This is a genomic window from Arthrobacter sp. E44 (assembly GCF_041877125.1).
GTDB lineage: Bacteria > Actinomycetota > Actinomycetes > Actinomycetales > Micrococcaceae > Arthrobacter.
In genome coordinates, this window is record NZ_JBHDJA010000007.1 from 110066 (window position 1) to 131921 (window position 21856).

19 protein-coding genes are annotated in these 21856 nt (G+C 66.9%); 11 read left to right on the plus strand and 8 right to left on the minus strand.

Annotated elements, in window-relative coordinates; translation table 11 throughout:
- The first annotated feature begins 14 nt into the window (after positions 1–14).
- From ACETK3_RS08430 to ACETK3_RS08455, 6 genes are all read left to right on the plus strand, one after another.
- Positions 15–419: a sarcosine oxidase subunit delta gene (locus tag ACETK3_RS08430; RefSeq protein WP_236799904.1), complete on the plus strand. Its 405-nt coding sequence runs from the start codon at positions 15–17 to the stop codon at positions 417–419.
- Entirely contained in the window at positions 416–3358 is a 2943-nt protein-coding gene (locus tag ACETK3_RS08435) for a sarcosine oxidase subunit alpha family protein (protein WP_237429084.1), read from the plus strand. The genes ACETK3_RS08430 and ACETK3_RS08435 overlap by 4 nt, the downstream gene beginning before the upstream one ends.
- On the plus strand, positions 3351–3989 hold the full coding sequence (locus ACETK3_RS08440; RefSeq protein WP_236799902.1) for a sarcosine oxidase subunit gamma: 639 nt from the start codon (positions 3351–3353) through the stop codon (positions 3987–3989). The genes ACETK3_RS08435 and ACETK3_RS08440 overlap by 8 nt, the downstream gene beginning before the upstream one ends.
- On the plus strand, positions 3989–5362 hold the full coding sequence (locus ACETK3_RS08445; RefSeq protein ID WP_236820640.1) for an L-serine ammonia-lyase: 1374 nt from the start codon (positions 3989–3991) through the stop codon (positions 5360–5362). Before ACETK3_RS08440 ends, ACETK3_RS08445 begins: the two co-directional genes overlap by 1 nt.
- Before the next feature lie 3 nt (positions 5363–5365).
- Positions 5366–6262, plus strand: a complete 897-nt coding sequence (purU, locus tag ACETK3_RS08450) for a formyltetrahydrofolate deformylase (RefSeq protein WP_236799900.1) — start codon at positions 5366–5368, stop codon at positions 6260–6262.
- A 139-nt stretch (positions 6263–6401) separates the two neighbouring features.
- Positions 6402–7253: an ABC transporter ATP-binding protein gene (locus ACETK3_RS08455; RefSeq protein WP_236799899.1), complete on the plus strand. Its 852-nt coding sequence runs from the start codon at positions 6402–6404 to the stop codon at positions 7251–7253.
- A gap of 8 nt (positions 7254–7261) precedes the next feature.
- Here the strand turns inward: ACETK3_RS08455 and ACETK3_RS08460 are convergent, their stop codons facing one another.
- Positions 7262–7951 (minus strand): AmiS/UreI family transporter, encoded by a 690-nt coding sequence (locus ACETK3_RS08460; protein WP_237429079.1) that lies wholly within the window; start codon positions 7949–7951, stop codon positions 7262–7264.
- A 200-nt stretch (positions 7952–8151) separates the two neighbouring features.
- Between ACETK3_RS08460 and gdhA the strand changes: the two genes are divergently transcribed.
- The 3 genes from gdhA (at position 8152) to ACETK3_RS08475 (ending at position 10686) form a co-directional block, all read left to right on the plus strand.
- On the plus strand, positions 8152–9489 hold the full coding sequence (gene gdhA / locus ACETK3_RS08465) for an NADP-specific glutamate dehydrogenase (RefSeq protein WP_237429078.1): 1338 nt from the start codon (positions 8152–8154) through the stop codon (positions 9487–9489).
- Between the two features lie 52 nt (positions 9490–9541).
- On the plus strand, positions 9542–10216 hold the full coding sequence (locus ACETK3_RS08470; RefSeq protein WP_236799896.1) for a DUF1345 domain-containing protein: 675 nt from the start codon (positions 9542–9544) through the stop codon (positions 10214–10216).
- 62 nt (positions 10217–10278) lie between these two features.
- Positions 10279–10686 carry a DUF1003 domain-containing protein gene (locus ACETK3_RS08475; protein ID WP_236799895.1) on the plus strand — a complete coding sequence of 136 codons (408 nt, stop codon included), beginning with the start codon at positions 10279–10281 and terminating at the stop codon, positions 10684–10686.
- A gap of 58 nt (positions 10687–10744) precedes the next feature.
- On the opposite strand, the gene ACETK3_RS08480 is transcribed toward ACETK3_RS08475, so the two are convergent.
- The 5 genes from ACETK3_RS08480 to ACETK3_RS08500 form a co-directional block, all read right to left on the minus strand.
- Positions 10745–10921 (minus strand): CsbD family protein, encoded by a 177-nt coding sequence (locus ACETK3_RS08480; protein WP_214946270.1) that lies wholly within the window; start codon positions 10919–10921, stop codon positions 10745–10747.
- 138 nt (positions 10922–11059) lie between these two features.
- Entirely contained in the window at positions 11060–12046 is a 987-nt protein-coding gene (locus ACETK3_RS08485) for an NAD(P)-dependent oxidoreductase (RefSeq protein ID WP_237429077.1), read from the minus strand.
- Positions 12047–12161: 115 nt separating this feature from the next.
- Positions 12162–12536, minus strand: coding sequence for a cupin domain-containing protein (locus tag ACETK3_RS08490; RefSeq protein ID WP_237429076.1), 375 nt, complete (start codon positions 12534–12536; stop codon positions 12162–12164).
- A 154-nt stretch (positions 12537–12690) separates the two neighbouring features.
- On the minus strand, positions 12691–13449 hold the full coding sequence (locus tag ACETK3_RS08495) for a ThuA domain-containing protein (RefSeq protein ID WP_236799892.1): 759 nt from the start codon (positions 13447–13449) through the stop codon (positions 12691–12693).
- Positions 13449–14534 (minus strand): Gfo/Idh/MocA family protein, encoded by a 1086-nt coding sequence (locus tag ACETK3_RS08500; RefSeq protein ID WP_236802950.1) that lies wholly within the window; start codon positions 14532–14534, stop codon positions 13449–13451. Before ACETK3_RS08500 ends, ACETK3_RS08495 begins: the two co-directional genes overlap by 1 nt.
- Positions 14535–14879: 345 nt before the next feature.
- On the opposite strand from ACETK3_RS08500, the gene ACETK3_RS08505 reads away from it, so the two are divergent.
- Positions 14880–16172 (plus strand): ammonium transporter, encoded by a 1293-nt coding sequence (locus ACETK3_RS08505; RefSeq protein WP_237429075.1) that lies wholly within the window; start codon positions 14880–14882, stop codon positions 16170–16172.
- A gap of 99 nt (positions 16173–16271) precedes the next feature.
- Here ACETK3_RS08505 and ACETK3_RS08510 read toward each other — a convergent pair whose 3' ends face one another.
- Positions 16272–17321 (minus strand): glycoside hydrolase, encoded by a 1050-nt coding sequence (locus ACETK3_RS08510; protein ID WP_306969474.1) that lies wholly within the window; start codon positions 17319–17321, stop codon positions 16272–16274.
- Between the two features lie 203 nt (positions 17322–17524).
- Positions 17525–21010 carry an SNF2-related protein gene (locus ACETK3_RS08515; RefSeq protein ID WP_373992743.1) on the minus strand — a complete coding sequence of 1162 codons (3486 nt, stop codon included), beginning with the start codon at positions 21008–21010 and terminating at the stop codon, positions 17525–17527.
- Positions 21011–21223: 213 nt separating this feature from the next.
- On the opposite strand from ACETK3_RS08515, the gene ACETK3_RS08520 reads away from it, so the two are divergent.
- On the plus strand, positions 21224–21829 hold the full coding sequence (locus ACETK3_RS08520; protein WP_237429071.1) for a hypothetical protein: 606 nt from the start codon (positions 21224–21226) through the stop codon (positions 21827–21829).
- Positions 21830–21856 lie beyond the last annotated feature (27 nt).

Sequence of the window (21856 nt, forward strand, 5' to 3'; positions counted from 1 at the left end):
AAGGACTAACGCACATGCTGCTGATCCCATGCCCCAACTGCGGCCCGCGGGACGAAACCGAATTCCACTACGGGGGACAGGCCCACGTCCCCTACCCGGAGAACCCGAATGAACTCAGCGATACGGAGTGGTCCCGCTACCTCTTCTACCGCGAGAACCCCAAAGGCACCTTCGCCGAGCGCTGGGTCCACAGCACCGGCTGCCGGCAGTGGTTCAACATGCTCCGCGACACCGTCAGCTACGACATCCAGGCCGTCTACCCCATGGGAACACCGCGGCCCGACCGTTCCCCGAGGGTCACGCCCGAATCCGGAACCGCCAGCACGGCCCCTGACAGCACCACCACGGGAACCGCTGGACCCAGCACTTCCACCACGAGCATCCTGACCACCACCGCCCCGGAAGGAGCGACCAAGTGACTTCCCAGAACGCCCGCCTGGCTACCGGCGGCCGCATCGACCGCACCATTTCCTGGCGCTTTACGGTGGACGGCGAGGAATTCACCGGCCACCCCGGCGACACCCTGGCCTCGGCCCTGCTGGCCAACGGCCGCATCGCCGCCGGCAGCTCGCTGTACGAGGACCGTCCCCGCGGCATCATGTCCGCCGGAGTCGAAGAGGCCAACGCCCTGGTCCGCGTGGAAGCCCGCTTTCCCGGCCACGTAGCCGAATCCATGCTCCCCGCCACCACCGTCTCCCTGGTGGACGGCCTGAAGGCCACGCTTCTGAATGGCCTGGGCAAGCTTGACCCGGAAGACGACCGCGCTGAATACGACAAGAAGTACGTCCACACCGACGTCCTGGTGATCGGCGGCGGCCCCGCCGGCCTTGCCGCGGCGCGAGACGCTGTCCGCACCGGCGCCCGTGTCATGCTGCTGGACGACCAGCCCGAACTCGGCGGCTCCCTGCTCTCCGGCTCCACCGCCGAGGGCCTGGCCGAGACCATCGAAGGCAAGCCAGCCCTCGAGTGGGTGGCCGATGTTGAAGCTGAATTGGTCTCCGGCGCCGAGTCAACGGTCCTGAACCGGACCACCGCGTTCGGTGCCTACGACGCCAACTATGTCATCGCCGTCCAAAACCGCACCGACCACCTGTCCACCCCCGCAGCTCCCGGCGTCTCCCGCCAGCGGATTTGGCACATCCGTGCCAACCAGGTGGTGCTGGCACCGGGCGCGCACGAGCGTCCCCTGGTGTTCGAGAACAACGACCGCCCCGGCATCATGCTGGCCTCTGCCGTGCGCAGCTACCTCAACCGGTACGGCGTGGCCGCCGGCAAGCGCGTGGTCATCAGCACCACCAACGACAGTGCCTACGCCGCCGCCGCTGACCTGACCGCCGCCGGCGTCAAGGTCGCAGCCGTGGTGGACGCCCGTCCCCAGCTCACCGCGGTGGCAACTGCCGCCGTCGAAAGCGGGCTCCGGGTGCTGATCGGCAGCGCGGTTGCCAACACGTCGGCAGACAGTGACGGCCGGCTGGACGGCGTCACCGTCCGCAGCATCAACGACGACGGCGAGCTCACCTCCGGCGTCGAACAGATCGCCTGCGACCTGCTGGCTGTGTCCGGCGGCTGGAGCCCGCTGGTCCACCTCCACTCCCAGCGGCAGGGCAAGTTGCGCTGGGACGAGGACCTGGCAGCGTTCGTGCCCAGCACCGAAGTGCCCAACCAGCAGACCATCGGCTCCGGCCGCGGTTCCTTCGACACCGCTGACTGCCTGGCCGAGGGCATCTCCGCCGGCGCACGGGCAGCCATCGCCGCCGGGTTCGCATCCGCCGTCGAACCTTCCGTGTTCGGCGCGCCGAAGGCCTCCGCCCCCACCCGCCAGCTGTGGCTGGTACCGGGGGAGAACGGCACCCCGGATGACTGGCACCACCACTTCGTGGACTTCCAGCGCGACCAGTCCGTGGCGGACGTCCTCCGCTCCACCGGCGCCGGCATGCGCTCGGTGGAGCACATCAAGCGGTACACCTCCATCAGCACCGCCAACGACCAGGGCAAGACTTCCGGCGTCAATGCCATCGGCGTCATCGCCGCCGCACTCCGGACCGCCGGCGAGGCGTCCCGCGGCATCGGCGACATCGGCACCACCACCTACCGCGCACCGTTCACCCCGGTGGCCTTCGCGGCACTGGCCGGACGCCAGCGCGGCGAACTCTTCGACCCCGCCCGCATCACGTCGATCCACCCCTGGCACGTTGCCAAGGGCGCGCTGTTCGAGGACGTCGGACAGTGGAAGCGCCCCTGGTACTACCCGCAGGCCGGGGAGGACATGGACGCCGCCGTGCTGCGTGAATGCGCTGCGGTCCGCGAATCCGTAGGGTTCATGGACGCCACCACCCTGGGCAAGATCGAGATCCGCGGCAAGGATGCGGGCGAGTTCCTCAACCGCATGTACACCAACGCGTTCAAGAAGCTCGCCCCGGGCTCGGCACGCTACGGTGTCATGTGCACCCCGGACGGCATGATCTTCGACGACGGCGTGACCCTCCGCGTTGACGACGAAACCTACTTCATGACCACCACCACCGGCGGCGCCGCCAAGGTGCTGGATTGGCTGGAGGAATGGCTGCAGACCGAGTGGCCGGAACTGGACGTGAACTGCACCTCGGTGACCGAGCAGTGGAGCACCATTGCCGTCGTCGGGCCCAAGTCCCGCGAGGTCATCGCCAAGGTGGCGCCGGAACTGGCTGCCAACGGCGGCCTGGAGGCCGAGGCCTTCCCGTTCATGACCTTCCGCGAAACTACGTTGGCGTCCGGCGTCCGTGCCCGGATCTGCCGGATCTCGTTCTCCGGCGAACTCGCCTACGAGATCAACGTGCCGGCCTGGTACGGCCTGAACACCTGGGAAGCCGTGGCGGCGGCCGGTGCCGAATTCAACATCACCCCGTACGGCACCGAAACCATGCACGTGCTCCGCGCCGAAAAGGGCTACCCGATCGTCGGGCAGGACACCGACGGCACGGTCACCCCGCAGGATGCCGGCATGGAGTGGATCGTCTCCAAGGCGAAGGAATTCATCGGCAAGCGCTCCTACTCCCGGTCGGACGCGCAGCGTGAGGACCGCAAGCACCTGGTCAGCGTCCTTCCCGTGGACGGCTCGCTGCGCCTGCCGGAAGGCACGCAGCTGGTGGAAAAGGGCCGCTCCACCAACCCGGCCTATGGTCCGGTGCCGATGGAAGGATTCGTCACCTCCAGCTACCACAGTGCAGCGCTGGGCAGGTCCTTTGGCCTGGCCCTGATCAAGAACGGACGCAACCGCATCGGCGAAACGCTGGTGGCAGCCGCCGGCGACCAGCTGGTGGACGTGGTTGTGGCAGAGACAGTGCTTTTTGACCCCGAAGGGACCCGTAAAGATGGCTGAAACAGCAGCATCCCCCACCTCTGCAGACAAGAACCTCGCAGCCCGCATCAGCCCTGCCAGGCAGCTGGCCGAAGCATTCGCGGCAGGCTCCCTGCCCGGTACCGTCGAGCTCACCGAGCTGCCCTTCCTGACCATGGTGGGGCTCCGGGCCGCGGCGGGGTCGGACGTGGCGCAGCGGCTGGCCGCTGTCACCGGCGGCCTCCCGGCCGGGTCCGGCGCGGTGGCCGGCAACGGCGACGTCTCCGTCCTGTGGCTGGGCCCCTCCGAGTTCCTGGTGGTGGCACCCACCGAGGCACACGAGTCGCTGGGCGGCGGCCTGATCCCCGCACTCCGGGACGCGCTGGGCAGCGACGCAGGCCAGGTGGTGGACCTCTCCGCCAACCGCACCACCTTTGAACTGAAGGGCCCGCGGGCCCGCGCTGTCCTGGAAAAGGGCTGCTCGCTGGACCTGCACCCGCGGGTGTTCAAAACGGGCACCGCCTTCTCCACGGAAATCGCGAACATCCCCGCCGGTCTGTGGAAGACCGGGGAGGACACCTTCCGGATCTTCCCGCGTGCTTCGTTCGCCGAGTTCCTGGGCCGGTGGCTGCTGGACGCCATGCGGGAGTACGCCTCGCCAGAGGTTCCCTGATGGCGCTCAGCGTCCTGGACCTGTTCTCCGTTGGCATCGGGCCCTCGTCGTCACACACGGTGGGCCCGATGCGTGCAGCCAAGCTTTTCGCTGACGGGCTGAAGGGCGACGGGCAGCTGGCCGCCACCGCCAGGGTCCAGACCGAACTGTTCGGGTCCCTTGGTGCCACCGGCCGCGGCCACGGCTCGGACAAGGCAGTGGTCCTGGGGCTGAAGGGCCTTGACCCGGAAACCGTGGACACCTTCACCGCCGACGACCAGGTGGCGGCCGCCGCGCTGGACGCCGAACTGCACATCGCCGGGGTGCACCGGGTGGACTTCAACTGGGAAGAGGACGTGGTGCTCCACCGCCGCAAGTCCCTTCCCGCGCACCCCAACGGCATGACCTTCCGGGCCCTGGACCACGCCGGCGCCGTGCTGAGCGAGCGGAGCTTCTACTCCATCGGCGGCGGCTTTGTGGTGGACGGCGATGCCCGGGGCGGGGACAAGGTGGTGGCGGACGACACCGTCCTGCCGTACCCGTTCTCTACCGCAGACGAGCTCCTGCAGATCTGCAGCCGGGAAGGCATGTCCATCTCCGACGTCATGCTGGCCAACGAACTGACCTGGCGCAGCGAAGCCGAACTCCGGGAGCAGCTGCTGGGGCTGTGGGCCGTGATGAAGGAATGTGTGCAGAACGGCTGCAACGCCGAGGGCATCCTGCCCGGCGGCCTTAAAGTGACCCGGCGCGCACCGGCCCTGTACAAGACACTGTCGGCGGATTCGGCCACCAAAGATGCGCTCCATGCCATGGAATGGGTCAACCTGTTCGCGCTGGCCGTGAACGAGGAGAATGCCGCCGGCGGGCGGATCGTCACCGCCCCCACCAACGGCGCCGCCGGGATCGTGCCGGCCGTCCTGCACTACTACGTGAAGTTTGTTCCAGGGGCCGACGACGACGGTGTGGTCCGCTTCCTGCTGGCGGCGGCCGCCGTCGGAATCCTGTTCAAAACGAACGCCTCCATCTCCGGTGCCGAAGTGGGCTGCCAGGGCGAGGTTGGTTCTGCCTGTTCGATGGCCGCCGCCGGGCTCTGCGAGGTGCTTGGCGGAACGCCCCCGCAGGTGGAAAACGCAGCGGAGGTGGGGATCGAGCACAACCTGGGCCTGACCTGCGACCCCGTGGGCGGCCTGGTGCAGATCCCGTGCATTGAACGGAACGCGATCGCCAGCGTTAAGGCGATCAACGCGGCCCGTCTGGCCCTGCACGGGGACGGCAGCCACAAGGTCTCGCTGGACAAGGCGATCAAGACGATGCGGGACACCGGAGCCGACATGAAAACCAAGTACAAGGAAACCTCCCGAGGAGGCCTCGCCGTGAATGTGATCGAGTGCTGAGCCATGACCGTTACTGAAACCCACGTGCCCGCGCCCAAGGCGCCCACCACCGTGGAACACGTCCTGACCCTTGACTGCCCGGAAGGGCCCGGCATCGTGCACGCCGTCTCAGGCTTCCTGCTGGAGCACGGCTGCGACATCATCGACAACAAGCAGTTCGGGGAGCGCTCCGAAGGCCACTTCTTCATGCGTGTCCACTTCGTCTCCGAAGGCGATGAGTCCACGCTGGAGGTCCTGCGTTCTTCCTTTGCCCCGGTGGCCGACAAGTTCGGCATGCGCTGGCAGCTGGAACGCCAGGGCTCCAAACGTAAGGTCCTGATCATGGTGTCCAAGTTCGGGCACTGCCTTAACGACCTGCTGTTCCGTTCCCGCATTGGCGAGCTGCCCGTGGAAATCGTGGCGGTGGTGTCCAACCACCGGGACCACGAGGCCCTGGTGGAGTGGCACGGCATCCCGTTCCACCACATCCCGGTCACTGCCGACACGAAACCCGCAGCGGAAGCCGCGCTGATGGCGCTCGTGGACGGGCTCGACGTTGAGCTCGTGGTGCTGGCCCGCTACATGCAGGTGCTCAGCGACGACCTGACCCGGAAGCTGGACGGGCGGGCCATCAACATCCACCACTCGTTCCTGCCCAGCTTTAAGGGCGCCAAGCCGTACCACCAGGCCTATGCGCGCGGCGTCAAGACCGTAGGCGCCACTGCGCACTACGTGAACGCGGAGCTGGACGAGGGGCCCATCATCTCGCAGCAGGTTGTGGACGTGGACCACACCTACGGGCCCGAGGACCTGGTGGCCGCCGGCCGCGACACGGAATGCAAGGCCCTTTCCAACGCGGTGAAGTGGCACTGCGAAGGCCGGGTCATCCTGCAGGGAAACCGCACTGTAGTGCTCCGGTAACGGAACAAAACTTCATAGCAATGCACGGCCGGCTGCCCTTGAGGGCGGTCGGCCGCTGCCATATGTCGAACGCTTTTGCATTCATTCGGGACGGGACGCGAGAGTTGGGGAAACACCAACCCTTTGAGGAGACCCAAAGATGAACCACCGCCCGGTGAACAACCAGGTACTGGAACTGGACGACGTTTCGTTTCGCCGGGACGGCCGCGACATCATCAGCGGGATCACGCTCTCGGTCAAGGCCGGAGAACACTGGGCATTGCTCGGGGCGAACGGAGCCGGGAAGAGCACCCTTATGGGGCTGTGCGGGGCCGTCAACCACCCCAGTTCCGGAACGGTATCCGTGCTTGGCGAACGCCTGGGGCGGGTGGAACTGAAGGCACTTCGCCAATCCATCGGCCACGTAAATCCGCGCCACCAGGTCCTGTCACCCCTCACTGTCCGCCAGGTTGTCCTCACGGGCCTGACGGGGAGCAATGACCTGGCCCCGCGGTGGGAGCCCACCCACGCCGAGTATGCCAAGGCCGATGAGCTCGTGGAGCAGTTTGGACTGGCCCACAAAGCCGGTCTGCGCTGGCCCACCCTCTCCCAGGGTGAGCGTGGGCGGGCGCTGATTGCCCGGGCCCTTATCTCCTCCCCGGAGCTGCTGCTTCTTGATGAACCCTGCACGGGCCTGGACATCGCTGCCCGGGAGCAACTGCTGGAAACCATCGACGACCTCGCCTACACCCACCCGCAGATGGCGTCAGTCCTGGTCACCCACCACCTGGAGGAACTGCCCGCCACAACCAGCCACGCGCTGCTGATCACGGCCGGGCAGGCAGTGGCCGCCGGGCCTGCTGCCGGGGTCATCACCAGCGAAAACATCAGCGCCGCCTTCGGGCACCCCATTGACGTCGAGTACCGGCACCAGCGCTGGAGCGCCCGCACGGGCCGCAGCAGCAGGCGTGGGATCCGGCGGCAGCATGCAGCCGAGGTCACCGCTTCCTAGGCGCTGCGTTAGTCTGCCAGGCGGGTTTTGCCCCGCTCGCCGGCGTGACGGAGCGAAGCGTCGTTGACTGTCGCAGCCAGCCCCGGGGCGCCTGCACTGGCCCGGCGAGGACTGCGCCGTCCCCGCCGCGCCAGCAAGCCCGCTGCCACGAAGAGACCGGCCAGGAGCGCCGCCGCCAAACACGCCACCAAGCCGCTCCGGGGCCACAGTCCGGCCAAGCCCAGGAACGCCGGGACGGTGGCCGTCACCTGGCTGGCCAGGACCAGCGCCCAACCGGCGAACGGTTCCAGCCGCGCTGCTCCCAGCGCTGAGGAAGCAAACAGCAGGCCCCACAGCACCGACCAGCACACCCACAGCACAGCGAGCAGCGGATCGGTGCCCACCCAGGCACCCGCCAGCAGCAGGCCAAAGAACGCCACCATGCCGCAGAACCAGCCCAGTCCCTTTGAGCCAAGCCCCAGCAGGACGTCCAGCCCGGCGTAAACGTAGGTCAGTCCGAACAGGAACATGCCGACGCCCGTCATGAGGGCTTCACTGCCGGCGCCGGTCCCCGAAAGATGCCCGACGCCGAGCACCAGTTGGGTGCCACCGAGCACCATGCTGAACACGGCTGCGTCGCGGCGGGGGAGTTGGCCGAGTGTTGCCAGTCCGTTGACCAGCAGCGCGGCGCCGGAGAGCAGGAGGCAGATGTAGGGCATCAGCGCTTCCTCCCGGACCTTAAATAAGGTTCTATAGTTCCCGAATGATGGAATTCTTCTGTCACATTACGGAGATTAGTGGAAGCGCGCGGATCCGCCTACTGGTGCCCGGTCGTAATCGGATACGTTGAAGCGTGAACCTTTGAAGCGATGGCGCTTTCCTGCGCCGGCCCTCATATCGGCAACGTTAGGAACTGTTCATGGACGCACGGCTCGAATCCATCAAGGACACTGTCCTTGCGTGGAACCCCGGCGAAGCGGAGTTCCACCAGGCGGTGGTTGAGGTGTTTGAAAGCCTGGGTCCGGTCCATGACAGGCACCCCGAATTCCTTGAGGCTGCCATCCTTGGGCGTCTCTGCGAGCCCGAGCGCCAGATCATCTTCCGGGTTCCGTGGACCGACGACTCCGGCCGCGTCCAGATCAACCGCGGGTTCCGGGTGGAGTTCAACTCGGCGCTGGGCCCCTACAAGGGCGGCCTGCGCTTCCACCCGTCTGTTTACCTGGGGATCGTGAAGTTCCTCGGCTTCGAGCAGATCTTCAAGAACGCCCTCACCGGCATGCCCATCGGCGGCGGCAAGGGCGGCTCCGACTTTGACCCCCGCGGCCGCAGTGACGCCGAGGTCATGCGGTTCTGCCAGTCCTTCATGACCGAGCTCTACCGGCACATCGGGGAGTACACAGACGTCCCGGCGGGCGACATCGGCGTGGGCGGCCGCGAAATCGGCTACCTCTTCGGCCAGTACAAGCGCATCACCAACCGCTACGAGTCCGGCGTGCTGACCGGTAAGGGCATCTCCTGGGGCGGATCCCTGGTCCGCCCTGAGGCAACCGGCTTTGGAACCGTCATCTTCACCCAGGAGATGCTGAAAACCCGAGGCACGTCCTTCGACGGCCAGCGCGTGGTGGTGTCCGGCTCCGGCAACGTGGCCGTCAACGCGATCGCCAAAGCGCAGGCCCTCGGCGCCACCGTCGTGGCCTGTTCCGACTCGTCAGGCTACGTGGTGGACGAGGCGGGGATCGACGTCGAACTCCTCCGCACCGTCAAGGAAGTGGAGCGCGGCCGCCTGGAGGAATACGCGGAACGCCGTGCCGGCGTCTCCTACGTGGACGGCGGGTCCGTGTGGGACGTGGACGCCACGGTGGCGCTGCCGTGCGCCACGCAAAACGAGCTCGACGGCGGTGCTGCCGCCCGCCTGGTGCGGAGTGGCCTGCTGGCTGTCGGCGAAGGGGCCAACATGCCCTCAACCCGGGACGCCGTGGCGGTGTTCCAGGAGGCTGGGGTGCTGTTCGGACCCGGCAAGGCCGCCAATGCCGGCGGCGTGGCTACCTCGGCCCTGGAGATGCAGCAGAACGCCAGCCGCGATTCATGGTCCTTCGAACATACCGAGGAGCGGCTCACGGAGATCATGGTGGGCATCCACGACCGCTGCGCCGCCACCGCTGACGAGTACGGTGAACCCGGAAATTACGTGCTGGGTGCGAACATCGGAGGGTTTGTGAAGGTGGCCGACGCCATGCTGGCGCAGGGGCTGATCTAGCCTGGGGAGCGGCATCCAGCCGCGCCCCAGCCTCCCGTGCCATGATCGGGGAATGAAGTCCATGACGGTTCCCGGCGACCACCACCGGAACTTCAACTCCCTCGCACATCATTCGCGGCTCCGGATGCTGGTCATGCTGGTCGTCGGCCTGGCTGCGGCACTGTTGGTCGGTCCCTCAGGGGCCTGGGCCTATGCACCCGCGCTCGGGTGGGCAGTCGCCTCGGCCACCTACCTGGTTTGGGTGTGGAGCGTTATTGGGCGCCTGGGGCCCGCGGCCACTGCGGCGCATGCCCGAAGAGAGGACCCGGGCCGGGTCTTTTCGGACGCCCTGGTCCTCACCGCCACGGTGGCCAGCTTCGCGGGAGTCGCCCTGATCCTGCTTGACGCCTCCAATGAGCAGGGTGGAGCCAAGGATGTCACCGTGGCCATGGCCCTGGGCAGCATTGCCCTGTCATGGTTCCTGGTGCACACGCTGTTCACCCTCCGGTACGCCGCGATCTACTACCGGGACGGCACCGGCGTCGATTTCAATGAGGAGTCCCAGCCCCGCTACTCGGACTTTGCCTATCTCGCCTTCACCGTAGGCATGACCTTCCAGGTTTCGGACACGGACCTGAAGACCAACGCGATCCGTTCCACGGTCCTGCGGCAGGCGCTGCTGTCTTACCTCCTTGGGGCCATTGTCCTGGCCACCACCATCAACCTGGTCTCGGGGCTCATCCACTAGGCGATCGAAGCCGCGCCATCGGTGCCGCCCTGCCCGGGGCGCCGGGGATTTATTCTGGGCGCATGGTTGAGATGAGAGTTAACTGGCACCGGCGGCACAAAGAAGGCCTTAGCGCGGGCGACAAGGCTGCGGACAGGCTTCGGAACGGCATGGGCAGTTGGCCTTTCGTAGGCATCTTCGTGGGCTTCATGGTGCTCTGGGCAGGAGTGAATTCCTACCTCCTCGCCAACAATGCATGGGACCCGTATCCCTACATCCTGCTGAACCTGTTCCTGTCCATGCTTGCCGGCCTGCAGGGCGCCATCCTCCTCATCGCGGCCAAGCGCCAGGACGCCATCGCCTCCGCCATGGCCCAGCATGACTATGAGACAGATGTCCGCGCTGCCGCCCAGATCGAAATGCTCATGGCGGTCAATGCTGAGCAGCTGAAGCTCCTGCAGGAGCTCCGGGACCAGCGCGACCAGCCCTAGGAACGCCAATGGGTGCAGCTCCTGCTGGAGCTGCACCCATTGCTGTGTGTGTCGCCGACTAATCCTTCTTGAAGGCGTCCTTGACGTTCTCGCCGGCCTGCTTCAGGTCCGATTTTGCCTGGTCCGTCTTGCCTTCGGCCTTCAGGCTCTCGTCGCCCGTTGCGCTGCCGGCAGCTTCCTTGCCCTTGCCGCCAAGCTTTTCTGCGGCGTTACCGATCTTGTCGTCCAAACCCATGGAGTTGCTCCTTACAGTTGGTGCTCTCCCTGGCAAAGCCAGAGCCTGACCCCTCCATACTAAGCATGCTTTCGACTTTGGTGCCCATCCGCCGTCGTACATTTTGGGTAAATTTGCCAGGACCTCCAGGCGAGCCACTCAGGCGGCAGGGACGCCCAGTGGGCGGGCGACGTGCAGCTGGCCGTGGTCAACGAGCCACTGGACGGCTTCGAAGATGGCCTGCTCGGGCTCGTACCGCGGCACGTAGCCCAGCACTGAAGCGGCCTTCTCAATGCTGAAGCACTGGCTGCGGTAAAGGTGGCCCCAGGTGGACTCTGCGTAGTCCCGCGTCGTGTCTTCGCGGAAGCGGTCCCACGGGACTGTTTCCAGCACGGCGGCGTGTCCGAACCAGGCCGCGGCGATGTCCGCGTAGCCGCGGACGGTCAGCGCTGTGGGGGCGACGATGTTGAAGTCCTCGCCGCTTGCTGCTTCCCGCTGGGCGATGGCTTTCTCGAAGGCCTGGGCGACGTCGTCGGCATGCACATGGTGCATGAGCTCAGTACCGCTGCCGGGGACCCGGAGGGGCTGGCCGGCGGAAATGGTCTGCCATACGGCGGGGTCGAGGTTTCCCAGCGGGCCGATCGGATGCCAGCCCGGTCCTGTGATGTGGCCTGGATGCAGCGAGGTGGTGGCCAGTCCGCCGCGCGCCGTTTCCTCCTTCAACATCAGGGCAATCCGGTTCTTCTGGATGCCGTACTCGCCGAAAGGCTCCGCGGCCGAATCCGATTTTTCCCTGATGGGCAGTTTCAGGCTTTGCCCGTAACGCCAGACGGAGCCACAGTGCAGCAGGTGGCCCACCTTGCCGCGCAGGCTCTGTACCAGCGACGCTGCCGATTCAAGGGTGAAGCAGACCAGGTCCACCACGGCGTCCGGCTTCAGGGCAGCAACCCGGTCCCCGAAAGTCCCGTGGCGGTCCTCCGCCTCCCGGTCTGCAGTGACCTGGCGCACCTCCTGCCATTCGGGTGCCTCGTGGTAAGGCTTGCGGTTGCCGCGGCTGATGACGGTGACCTCGTGGCCAGCTCGGACCAGCCGGGGGACCAGGAACGACCCGATGTGGCCGCTGCCGCCGATGACGGTGACTTTCATTGCTCTCCGATCGTTGTGTTCCCTCCACCGTAGGGCCCGGGGAACAGGAAAGGGAGGTCCTTGTGGACCTCCCTTGGGAGTTTCTGCACTGCGAGCAGTTTGTGCACTCCTGTGGTCAGGCGGGCTTGGCGAACTCGGCTGCACTGATGATTTCGTAGCCGACGTACGCCTCGTCGTTTTCCACCCAGGCGTCGTGCCCGGCGGGAATGGAGTAGGCGTCCCCGGCATGGATGGTCATTTTGCTCCCGTCGTCCAGCTGTACGGTCAGGGTGCCGCCGGTGCAGAAGCCCAGGTGGTTGACCTGGCAGCTGTCCGTATGGACCACCGTCTTGACTGTTTCGGACCAGCGCCAGCCGGGTTCAAAAGTGAAGCGGCCCAAGGTGGCACCGCCGATGTTCACCACGTCCACCTGGGTCTTGGGTGGCCGGCGCTTTTCGTCGGGCTCGTTGAAGGACTTGGATTCAAGATCCTTAACCGTTACTGCAGGCATTTCTGGCTCCTCGGAAGGGAGTGGTTATGAAAATTCATACCCAAGCGCGCTGAGCCGCTCCGGGAAAAGGCACGGCAGGGCGGGGTGTGCCCGTCCACAGCCTGCCGAACCTTGCGTTGCAACGATTTCAATCTGCTCTTGCGCGCACCCTGTGTCAATGACGTTTTTCGGCCTCAAACCGCTCCCGGGCCGGGTTGCTGACACCAGGGATCGAGCGGTCTAACCCGGGCTGCGCCGCCCACACCACACCGTTGGCCAGGACGCGCTGGATCTGCGGGTGGTGGTACACCGGGTACTCCTGGTCCCCAGGGCTGAAGTAGAAGATACGGCCCTTGCCCCGGGTGAACGTGACACCGGAGCGGAACACCTCACCGCCCGCGAAGGAGCTGATGAAGATCAGGTCGTCCGGGTCCGGGATATCGAACAGTTCCCCGTACATCTCCTGTTCCGGGATGACGATGGGGCTGTCCACGCCTTCCGCGATGGGATGCGAGGGCTTCACGGTCCACACCAGCTCGCGCTCGCCGTCGTTGCGCCAGGCAAGGGAGCAGCTGGTCCCCAGCAGTTTGGTGAAGATCTTCGAGAAATGCCCCGAGTGGAGCACGATCAGCCCCATCCCGCCCAGCACGTGCCGGTGGACGCGTTCGACGACGGCGTCGCTGACGTCGGCATGGGCTATGTGGCCCCACCAGAGCAGGACGTCCGTGTCCGCCAGCACCTCCTCCGCAAGGCCGTGCTCATCATCCGTGGCCAGGACCGCCGTCGTGACCTCCGCGTCCGGAAGGTGGGAGCGAAGCCCGGCGGCGATGGCGCCGTGAATGCCCTCGGGGTAGATCTCCCCGATGTGGGCCGGCTGGTTGTTGGCCTCGTGCACGCCCTCGTTCCATACCCGGATCCGCAGTTTGCCGTCCATTACAGCCGAACCTCCCTCTGCTCCAGTGCTGACTGGTAGCAGGCGTCGATGATCTGTGCCCGGTACAGCGCCAGAGAGCCATCGTGACGGCTCCACACCTGCGCGCCGCCGCGAACTGCGGCGACGAAGTCCTCCACCACTTCATCGTGGGCGCGGCCCGGTACGACGGCGGGCATATAGTCAGCGGATTCGCCGTCTTTGTCAGTGAACACACGGAGCTCGCCAACGGGTGGAAAAGGGGCCCCGTGGGCCTTGAGTTCGGCGCCGCCGTCGGTGCCGTAGACCGTGAACTCCAGCTGGTCGTCCACTTCCCGGTAGGTGGCCCAGCTTGCTTCGACGACGAGTGTTGCGCCGCCTTCCAGCCGCAGGAAGGCCGAGGCAAAGTCCTCCACCTCGAATGCGTGGCTGGAGGCCTGGGCGGTGAACCGGGTTCCGCCGCCCCTGCCCTGCGGCCCGAGCTCGGAGTGGGTGGCGGCGGAGACAGCAACCACTTTCGGTTCGCCCAGGAGGTACAGCGCGTAGTCCAGTGCGTGGACACCGATGTCGGCAAGCGGTCCGCCGCCGGACAGCTCGGGGTTGGTGAACCAGCTGCCCAGGGTGGGGATGCCGGAGCGGCGCAGCCAGGATGCCTTGGCGTAGTAGGGGCGGCCCAGGCCGCCGTCGTCGATGACCTGCTTGAGGGCCCGGATGTCCCCGCGGCGGCGGTGGTTGAACGCCACGTCCAGCACGCGCCTGGCCTCCCGTGCCGCGTCCACCATGGCCTGGCCTTCCACGGCGTTGCGCGCGATGGGTTTTTCGCTCAAGACGTGGATTCCCCGCTTCAGCGCGGCGATCGCCACCGGCGCATGCAGGAAGGTGGGAACTGCAACGCTGACTGCGTCCAGGCCGCCGTGGTCCAGCATCTCCTCCCAGTCGGCGAAGCCGTTCGGGATGGAGTATTCGGCCTGTAGGGAGTCCCGGAGTTCCTGCTCCATTCCTGCGAGCGAGACGATGCTGACGCCTTCCAGCCCGGCGTAGGCCTTCAGGTGCTGTTGGCCGGCCCAGCCGATGCCTACCACGCCCACCCTGAGCTCAGTCGGCGGCATGGGGGAGGGCTGCGTGCTGTTCAAGGGCTGGCTCCTTCGGGGTGGTTTGCTGCCCGGATTCCCTTAGCCTAGTCCTGCAACCGCTTGCTCCTGGGCTGCCACGTATTCCTGCGGCTGAAACATCAGGTGCTCCTGCGCCCTGCGTTACAGCTGAAACCCCGGGGCAAATGACGGAAACCATCATTTAACACCCCTGAAACCCAACCAAAAATGGGCGCCATAGATTGAGACCAGACGGCACAAGCCGCCCCTCCGCCGGACGTGGTTACTCCGTCCACGTCCCTCCAGGCGGAACGGCTCTGACAGCAAGTTACCGTCCTGTTCGCATCTTGAAAGGGGTTTCCCATGGATTCGGGAAATGTCGCTTGGATTTTGGCCAGCTCGGCGCTGGTTTGCATGATGATCCCCGCCCTGGCCCTGTTCTACGGGGGCATGGTGGGGTCGCGCCGCATCCTCAACATGATGATGATGTGCGTCGGCGGCGCCAGCCTGGTGGCCGTCCTGTGGGCCCTGTTCGGGTACTCGATGGCGTTCGGGAACTCTGTCGGCGGCCTGGGCCTGATCGGTGACGTCACCGAGTTCCCAGGCATGGGGCAGCTGCTGGCCAAGGATGATTCGGCCTCCATCCCGGTCATCCTGTTTGCCGCGTTCCAGCTGTTTTTCGCCTGCGTCACCACCGCGCTCGTCGCCGGGGCTGCCGCAGGCCGCATGAAGTTCGGCGCCTGGATGCTGTTCGCAGGCATTTGGGCCACCATTGTCTACTTCCCCATCGCCCACTGGGTTTTCGCGTTCAATTCGGCCGACGGCAGCAGTGTGGGTGGCTGGATCGCCAACGGGATCAAGGCGATCGACTTCGCCGGCGGCACCGCGGTGCACATGAACGCCGGCGCCGCTGCCCTGGCCCTGGCCCTGGTCCTGGGCAAGAGCTCCGGCTGGCCCAAGGTGGAACACGCCAAGCCGCACAGCCGCCCCTTGGTGCTGCTGGGTGCAGGCCTGCTCTGGGTGGGCTGGTTCGGCTTCAACGCGGGATCCGCCCTCTCCGCCGGCCAGTCAGCGTCGGTGGTCTTCCTCAACACCGCGGTGGCAGCTTCCACGGGCTTGCTGGCCTGGGCGCTCGTGGAACGGTTCCGCCATGGCGCGGCCACCAGTATGGGCGCCGCCTCCGGCCTGGTCGCCGCGCTGGTGGCTATTACGCCGGCCTGTGGCGCGGTGAGCCCGCTGGGGGCACTGGCTATCGGCGCCATCGCCGGGGCCGTCTGCTCACTGGCCATCGAATGGAAGTTCCGCCTGGGCTTCGACGACTCACTCGACGTCGTGGGCGTCCACCTGGTGGGCGGCATCCTGGGCACCCTGCTGATTGGCCTCTTCGCCACGGACAAGGCTCCGAACGGCGTCAGCGGCCTCTTCTACGGTGGCGGGTTTGAACTGCTGGGCGTGCAGGCCCTGGCCACGGTCACGGTGTTGGCCTACTCCTTCGGCATCACCTGGGTCCTCGCCAAGATCCTGGACAAGGCCATGGGCGGTCTCCGCATCAAGCCCGAAGACGAACTGCGCGGCATCGACCTCGCAGCACACTCGGAGCTGGCCTATCTGATGGACGAGGATCCGGTGGAGCTGGGCTCACCGCAGCGGGTCTAGTCCCAGCCCGACAGTCAGGGCCAAACCTTGGACCGGTGCCGGCAGCCGCCGGCTTATAGTTCCAGGGTTTGGCCCTTCTGTGCGTCGAGGGCTTAGTGCCTAGTGTTCCGTGCAGACCAGGTTTCCGTCCAGCACTTCCAGCACTGCCGCCCGGACGTGGCTGAGGCGCGTGCCGGGGTCCGGCGCCATGGTGTCGATGTCCTCACCACCCCAGTACGGGTGCGTGAAGTAGACCAGCAGCGCACGCTGCGTGCCGCCGTCGGCCCTTTCTCCGGGCGCCCCGCCGGCAAGGGGCACCACGTCAGCATGGCGCCCGACGACGGCCCTTCCGTCCACCGATTCCGGCGCCGTGAGGATCAACCCGCCAAGGTGCTCCTGCCGGACCCAGGTGTCTGCAGCATCATCGGAGCGATAGACGGCCTGGCCGCGCCATTCGTCCACGATCATCCAGTAGTGGCCGCCCAGCGGGAAGACCTTGGGGCCTTCATGCGGACGCCCGGGGATGGCAACCCCTTCCAGGACCCACGACGACGGGTCCTCCGGGGTGTCGCTGACCGCGCTGTAGGTGTTGGAGCCCCGGGCCTCATCCTTGTACCAGAGCCGGTGCCGGCCGTCCCCGCACTGGGCGACGGCGGCGTCGATCACCCGCGGCGAGTCCAGGTCGATGCCGCCCAGGTACTCCCAGTTCTCCAAGTCCCGGCTGGCGAACTGGACGATTTCCGCCTTCCCGGTCCAGTCCGTCCGCCTGCCGCCCAGGACGGTCAGGTACATGATCCACTGGTCGTCAATGCGCACGACGTCGGGCGCCCAGAGGGTTGCCGGCAGTTCCGTTCCGGGCGGGACCAGTCCCTCCACGGTGCCCTGGTAACGCCAGGTTGCGCCGCCGTCGGACGACCTTGCGACGCCGACGCCGGTGCCGTGCACCCACTCGACTCCGGTTAGTCCCGGTGCTGTGGCACGGCGCTGGGTGTAGAAGAGGACCCACTCGCCCTTGAGGTTGTCCCCAACGAGGATGGGGTCGGTGGGCCCGTCCCAGACCGGATCACGGTAGGGGGCGGTGAAGGCGTCCGGGCGCAGGTGCGCCAGGAGTGGTGGTGCTGTGACGGCAGGCTGCGCGGCCGTCCGCGCGGTTGTCTGCTGGTGGTTCACCGGCTTCTCCAACGTTGTAGTTTTGGTTGGATACCAGCATAGGGTGCGGTTCCCGACGCGCAAACGCATCCGCGCTGCGCAGGCTCCCCAACGCTGTGGATATTTGGGCCGCGAAACGGAACCCGCGCGTCGCAAATGACTATCCGCGTCGCAACCGACCATCCGTGTCCGCTTTGGGCAGGGCAGCCGCGGCCCCGGATCCCCTACTCCTTGAACAACCCCGCCAGGTCCTCGGCGGTGATGGCGCCGCCGGCCAGGGCGTCGCCCTCCATCACGTCCGCGAACAGCTGCGACTTCCGGGTTTTCAGCGCCATGACCTTTTCCTCGATGGTGTCCTTGGCTACGAGCCGGTACACCATCACGTTCCGGGCCTGGCCGATGCGGTGGGTCCGGTCCACCGCCTGCGCCTCGGAGGCGGGGTTCCACCAGGGGTCGAGCAGGAAGACGTAGTCGGCTTCGGTGAGGTTGAGCCCGAAACCGCCGGCCTTCAGCGAGATCAGGAACACCGGCGCACTGCCGTTCTTGAACTCGCTGACCACATCGGCCCGGTTGCGGGTGCCGCCGTCGAGGTAGCAGTACTCGATCTCCTCCTCGTCCAACCGCTCCCGCACCTTGCCCAGGAATCCGGTGAACTGGCTGAAAATCAGCGCCCGGTGCCCCTCGGCCACCAGGTCCTCCAGCTGCTCGAACAGGACGTCCAGCTTGCTGGAACGCACGGCGGACAGCGCCGGGTCCACCAAGGACACGTCCAGGCTCAGCTGCCGGAGCAGCGTCAGCGACTGGAAGATGGTGAACCGGTTCTTGTTGACGTCCTCGATCAGCCCCAGGATCTTCTGCCGCTCCCGTTGCAGGTGCGTCTGGTACACCTTCTGGTGCCGCGGATTCAGCACCACCTCCAGGACCTGCTCCTGCTTGGGCGGCAGGTCCTTGATCACCTGGTCCTTGGTGCGGCGCATCATCAGCGGCCTGACCCGGCGGCGGAGCTTCTCCAGCTGCCCCTTGTCGCCGTTCTTCTCCACCGGCTTCTGGTAATACTCGGCGAAGCGCTTGGGGCTCGAGAAGAGTCCCGGCGCCACGATGGAGGTCAGCGCCCAGAACTCCATCAGGTTGTTCTCCAGGGGCGTGCCGGTAATGGCCAGCTTGAACGCCGCCGGCAGCTTGCGCGCGCACTGGTACGCCTTGGACTGGTGGTTCTTCACGAACTGCGCCTCGTCCAGCACCAGCCCGGACCAGGTACGGGAGGCGTAGGACTCGTAATCGATCCGGAACAGGGCGTAGGACGTGATCACGATATCTGCCCCTCCCAGGGCCTCTGCCACGTCCTGGCCGCTCTTGGCGAAGGTCTCGCCGACGGTCCGCACGGTGAGGCCGGGGGCGAAGCGTGCGGCCTCGAGCGCCCAGTTGCCCACCACGCTGGTGGGCGCCACCACCAGGAAAGGCGCGACGGCGGCCGGCTGGTTTGCGTCATCCACACCAGGGGCGGCGGCAGCACCGTCGTCGGGCTTCTCCGCGGACGACCGGGCCTCAACAGCCAGCTCCCTCGCCGCGCACATCAATGCCAGCGCCTGCACGGTCTTGCCCAGGCCCATGTCGTCGGCGAGGATGCCGCCCAGCCCGTGCTTGTACAGGAAGCTGAGCCAGTTAAACCCCTCCAGCTGGTACGGCCGCAGTTCGGCGTTGAGGGACGCCGGCAGCGGCAGCCCGCCCGTTCCGCCTTCCAGGAGCCCGCCCACCGCTGAGCGCCAGGCCGCTGCCTGCTCGTCGACGATCCCCAGCTGCGCCAGCTCGTCCCACAGCCCGGCCTGGAACCGGCTGATCTGCAGCGGAGCATCCTTGTTGTCCTGCAGCGACCTTGCTTCCTCGATCAGCGCCCGCAGCTGGTGCAGCTCCGGCAGGTCCAGCGAGAAGTAGGCTCCGCTGGGCAGCAGCATCTTGGTCTGGCCGGCAGCCAACGCGGAGAACACGGCGGCGAAGGAAACGGGCTGGCCCTCGAGGGAAATCTGGATGCCCAGGTCGAACCAGTCCCGCTGTTCTGTTGCCTTGGTGGAGATGGACACCACGGGCGCTTCCTCGGCCTCACGGTAGTCGGCGATCTCGCCCACGGTGTCGACATCCACGTCCGGCGCCTCCCGCAGCCGGGGCAGTACTTCCTCCGTGAACGCCAGCGTGTCCAGGCCCGTCAGCTCGGCAGAAGCCGCCAGCCGGGGCGTGCCCCAGCCGCCAGTGGCGGATTCGCCCAGCGCGGGCACCACGTTCCACGGCTGGCCGACGCCTTCGAGGATGCGGGACTCGGCGGTGTCGTCCCGGTAGCCGGCGTCGCCCGGGTGACGCCACAGCGGCTGCGCCGTGACCAGTTTGCCGGTCTTGTAGTGCCACTCCCAGTGCAGCCGCACCCGGTGGTCAGCCCCGTAGTTGGCCAGCAGCGACAGGGTGGGGACGGCAAGTTCGGGCAGTTCCACCGACTCGTCGCGCGCCGTCACGCGGGCCGTCTGCTTCAGTTTGGGGTAGAAACCGGTCAGGAACCGCGATTCGTCTTTGGCGGGAATGTGCAGCGTGCTTCCCGCCGTGACGAAGGCCAGCAGTTCCTCGCTCAGCCCGTTCTCCAGCGGCGCCAGCGTGATGGTTCCGTTGGGGTCGGGGACGCCGGGCAGCGACGCCTCCCCGGAGGTGAAGAACAGCCCGTGCACAGGCCGGCCGATCGTTCCCACCGAGGCCGGATCAACGTCTGCGCCCTCAACGGTGATGGTGGGCGAAAGCTCCAGCCCGCCGTCGGACGCCTGTACCTTGACGGCGTCCACCGCGGCAGGCTCCGCAACAGGAGCCCCGTAGCGGCTCAGGGAAAGTCCGACGGCGGCGGGGGCCTCGGCGACACGGACCGGCTCGGTGCCGCGCGAGTGGACCAGGGCGAGCCCGATCTTCCGGGCGTCGGACAGGAGGCTCCACAGGTTCTTCCCGGCGTAGGAGTTCAGGCTCAGCCACAGGCCTGCCGAGTTGTGCACCCGGCTGGCGGAGGAGGAGTGGCCGGCCAGGAACTCCTGCAGCCACTCCACGTGCGCCTGGTTCGATTCACGCCGGAAGTTCAGGTAGCTCAAGGTGTTCCAGGAAACGTCGCCGCGGATCCACTTGCCCTTGGCGCCCATGATGACGGGCCGCACCTTGAGCTGCCGCACGCCGCGGACCGGGTCCCGGCGGCCGGTGTAGGAGAAATGCGGCGGCGGTTCCTCCACCTCGAACTGCAGGGCCAGGGGAACGCCGCTGGTGGAGGGGGCGGATCCGGGCTGCGAGATCAGCGGGCTGAGGGCCTGCTCCCAGTCGGACAGGGCGGCGGAGGGTGCGCGGGACACCTGCGTTGCCGTGGACGGCGCCAGCAGCTGCATCCGGACCGAGGGGTTGTCCTCCGCGGCGAAGAGCAGGGCCGCCACGTGCTTGCAGTCCTTCCGGACCGGGCAACTGCAAACGCCAACGGTGCAGCTCCAGCCGCCGGCCTTGCGCACCAGCTTGGCGGTGGTGGAATAAGGAACTTCGGCGCCGCCCCGGACCTTTCCCAGCATGAGGCCCGTGCCGCCGTCGAACGATATGCCGGAGACCCTGCTGGCCATGGCGTACGCCAGCCCAGCCGCTAGTGAGCGGTCGTTGATGGCAGGTGTCTGTATCGCCAGGTCCGCACTTTCGTCCGGTTGGGATGGCATGGTGGCACTACTTTCGGGAGGTCACGGCGGAGCCGGGTCCGGTGGGTGGCTATCTGATCCATCTTAGTTCGCCAGAGCGGGGGCCTTTGCCGGGCGCTTTCTCCACACGCCCCAAAAACTTCGCTTGGCGTTCATTTCTCCCCGGCCCAGCCGTGACACTTCCCCCGTACCGTAAAGGCGTCCGCCGCACCGCCACCTCCACCAAGGATCACCATGGCCACCACGCACCTGCCCGTCGTCCTCACCAGCAGCAGCATCGACGGCAGGGACGAAGAGGTGGTGGAGGCCAACGCGGCGATCGTCAACGCCATGCACCATGCCCTGCTGCTCGCGGACGAGATGTCGCCCGTTGCCGTCCGGAGCTGCGCCGTGGACTTCTACCTTTGCCAGGTGCTGGACGGCGGCTTCACACGCTATGCCGCCATGGCAGGCCGGCGCTCCGGTGCCGCCGACGCACTGGTCCGCGAGGGCATGGCCGCAATGGGTGCTGCCGCCCATCTGGACCTTTTCAACCTGGCCATGGAGGCCCTCGCTGCGCTGCCCGGCGGGGCTGGGTCCAGCGCCCGTGGCGCCGGTGCCGTTTCCGACGGCGTCTTCCGGATGGCGGAGCTTGACGGCGAGTTTGAGGAGCTGCTGGAACGCGAAAACGTCACGGCCCTCAACTCCGGGTGGCTGCGCGGCCAGCCGGACCTCCTGGTGCTGGATGACGAGGAAGTAGGGCCCTACATCCAGCGCATGGCGGCGCGGGTTCCTGACATGGCAGGCAGGAAAACGGCCGGCGCTGGCGCCGCAGCTTCGCGGATCGCGGGATCGCTGTGACACCGCCGGAGCGGACCGGCGATCCGG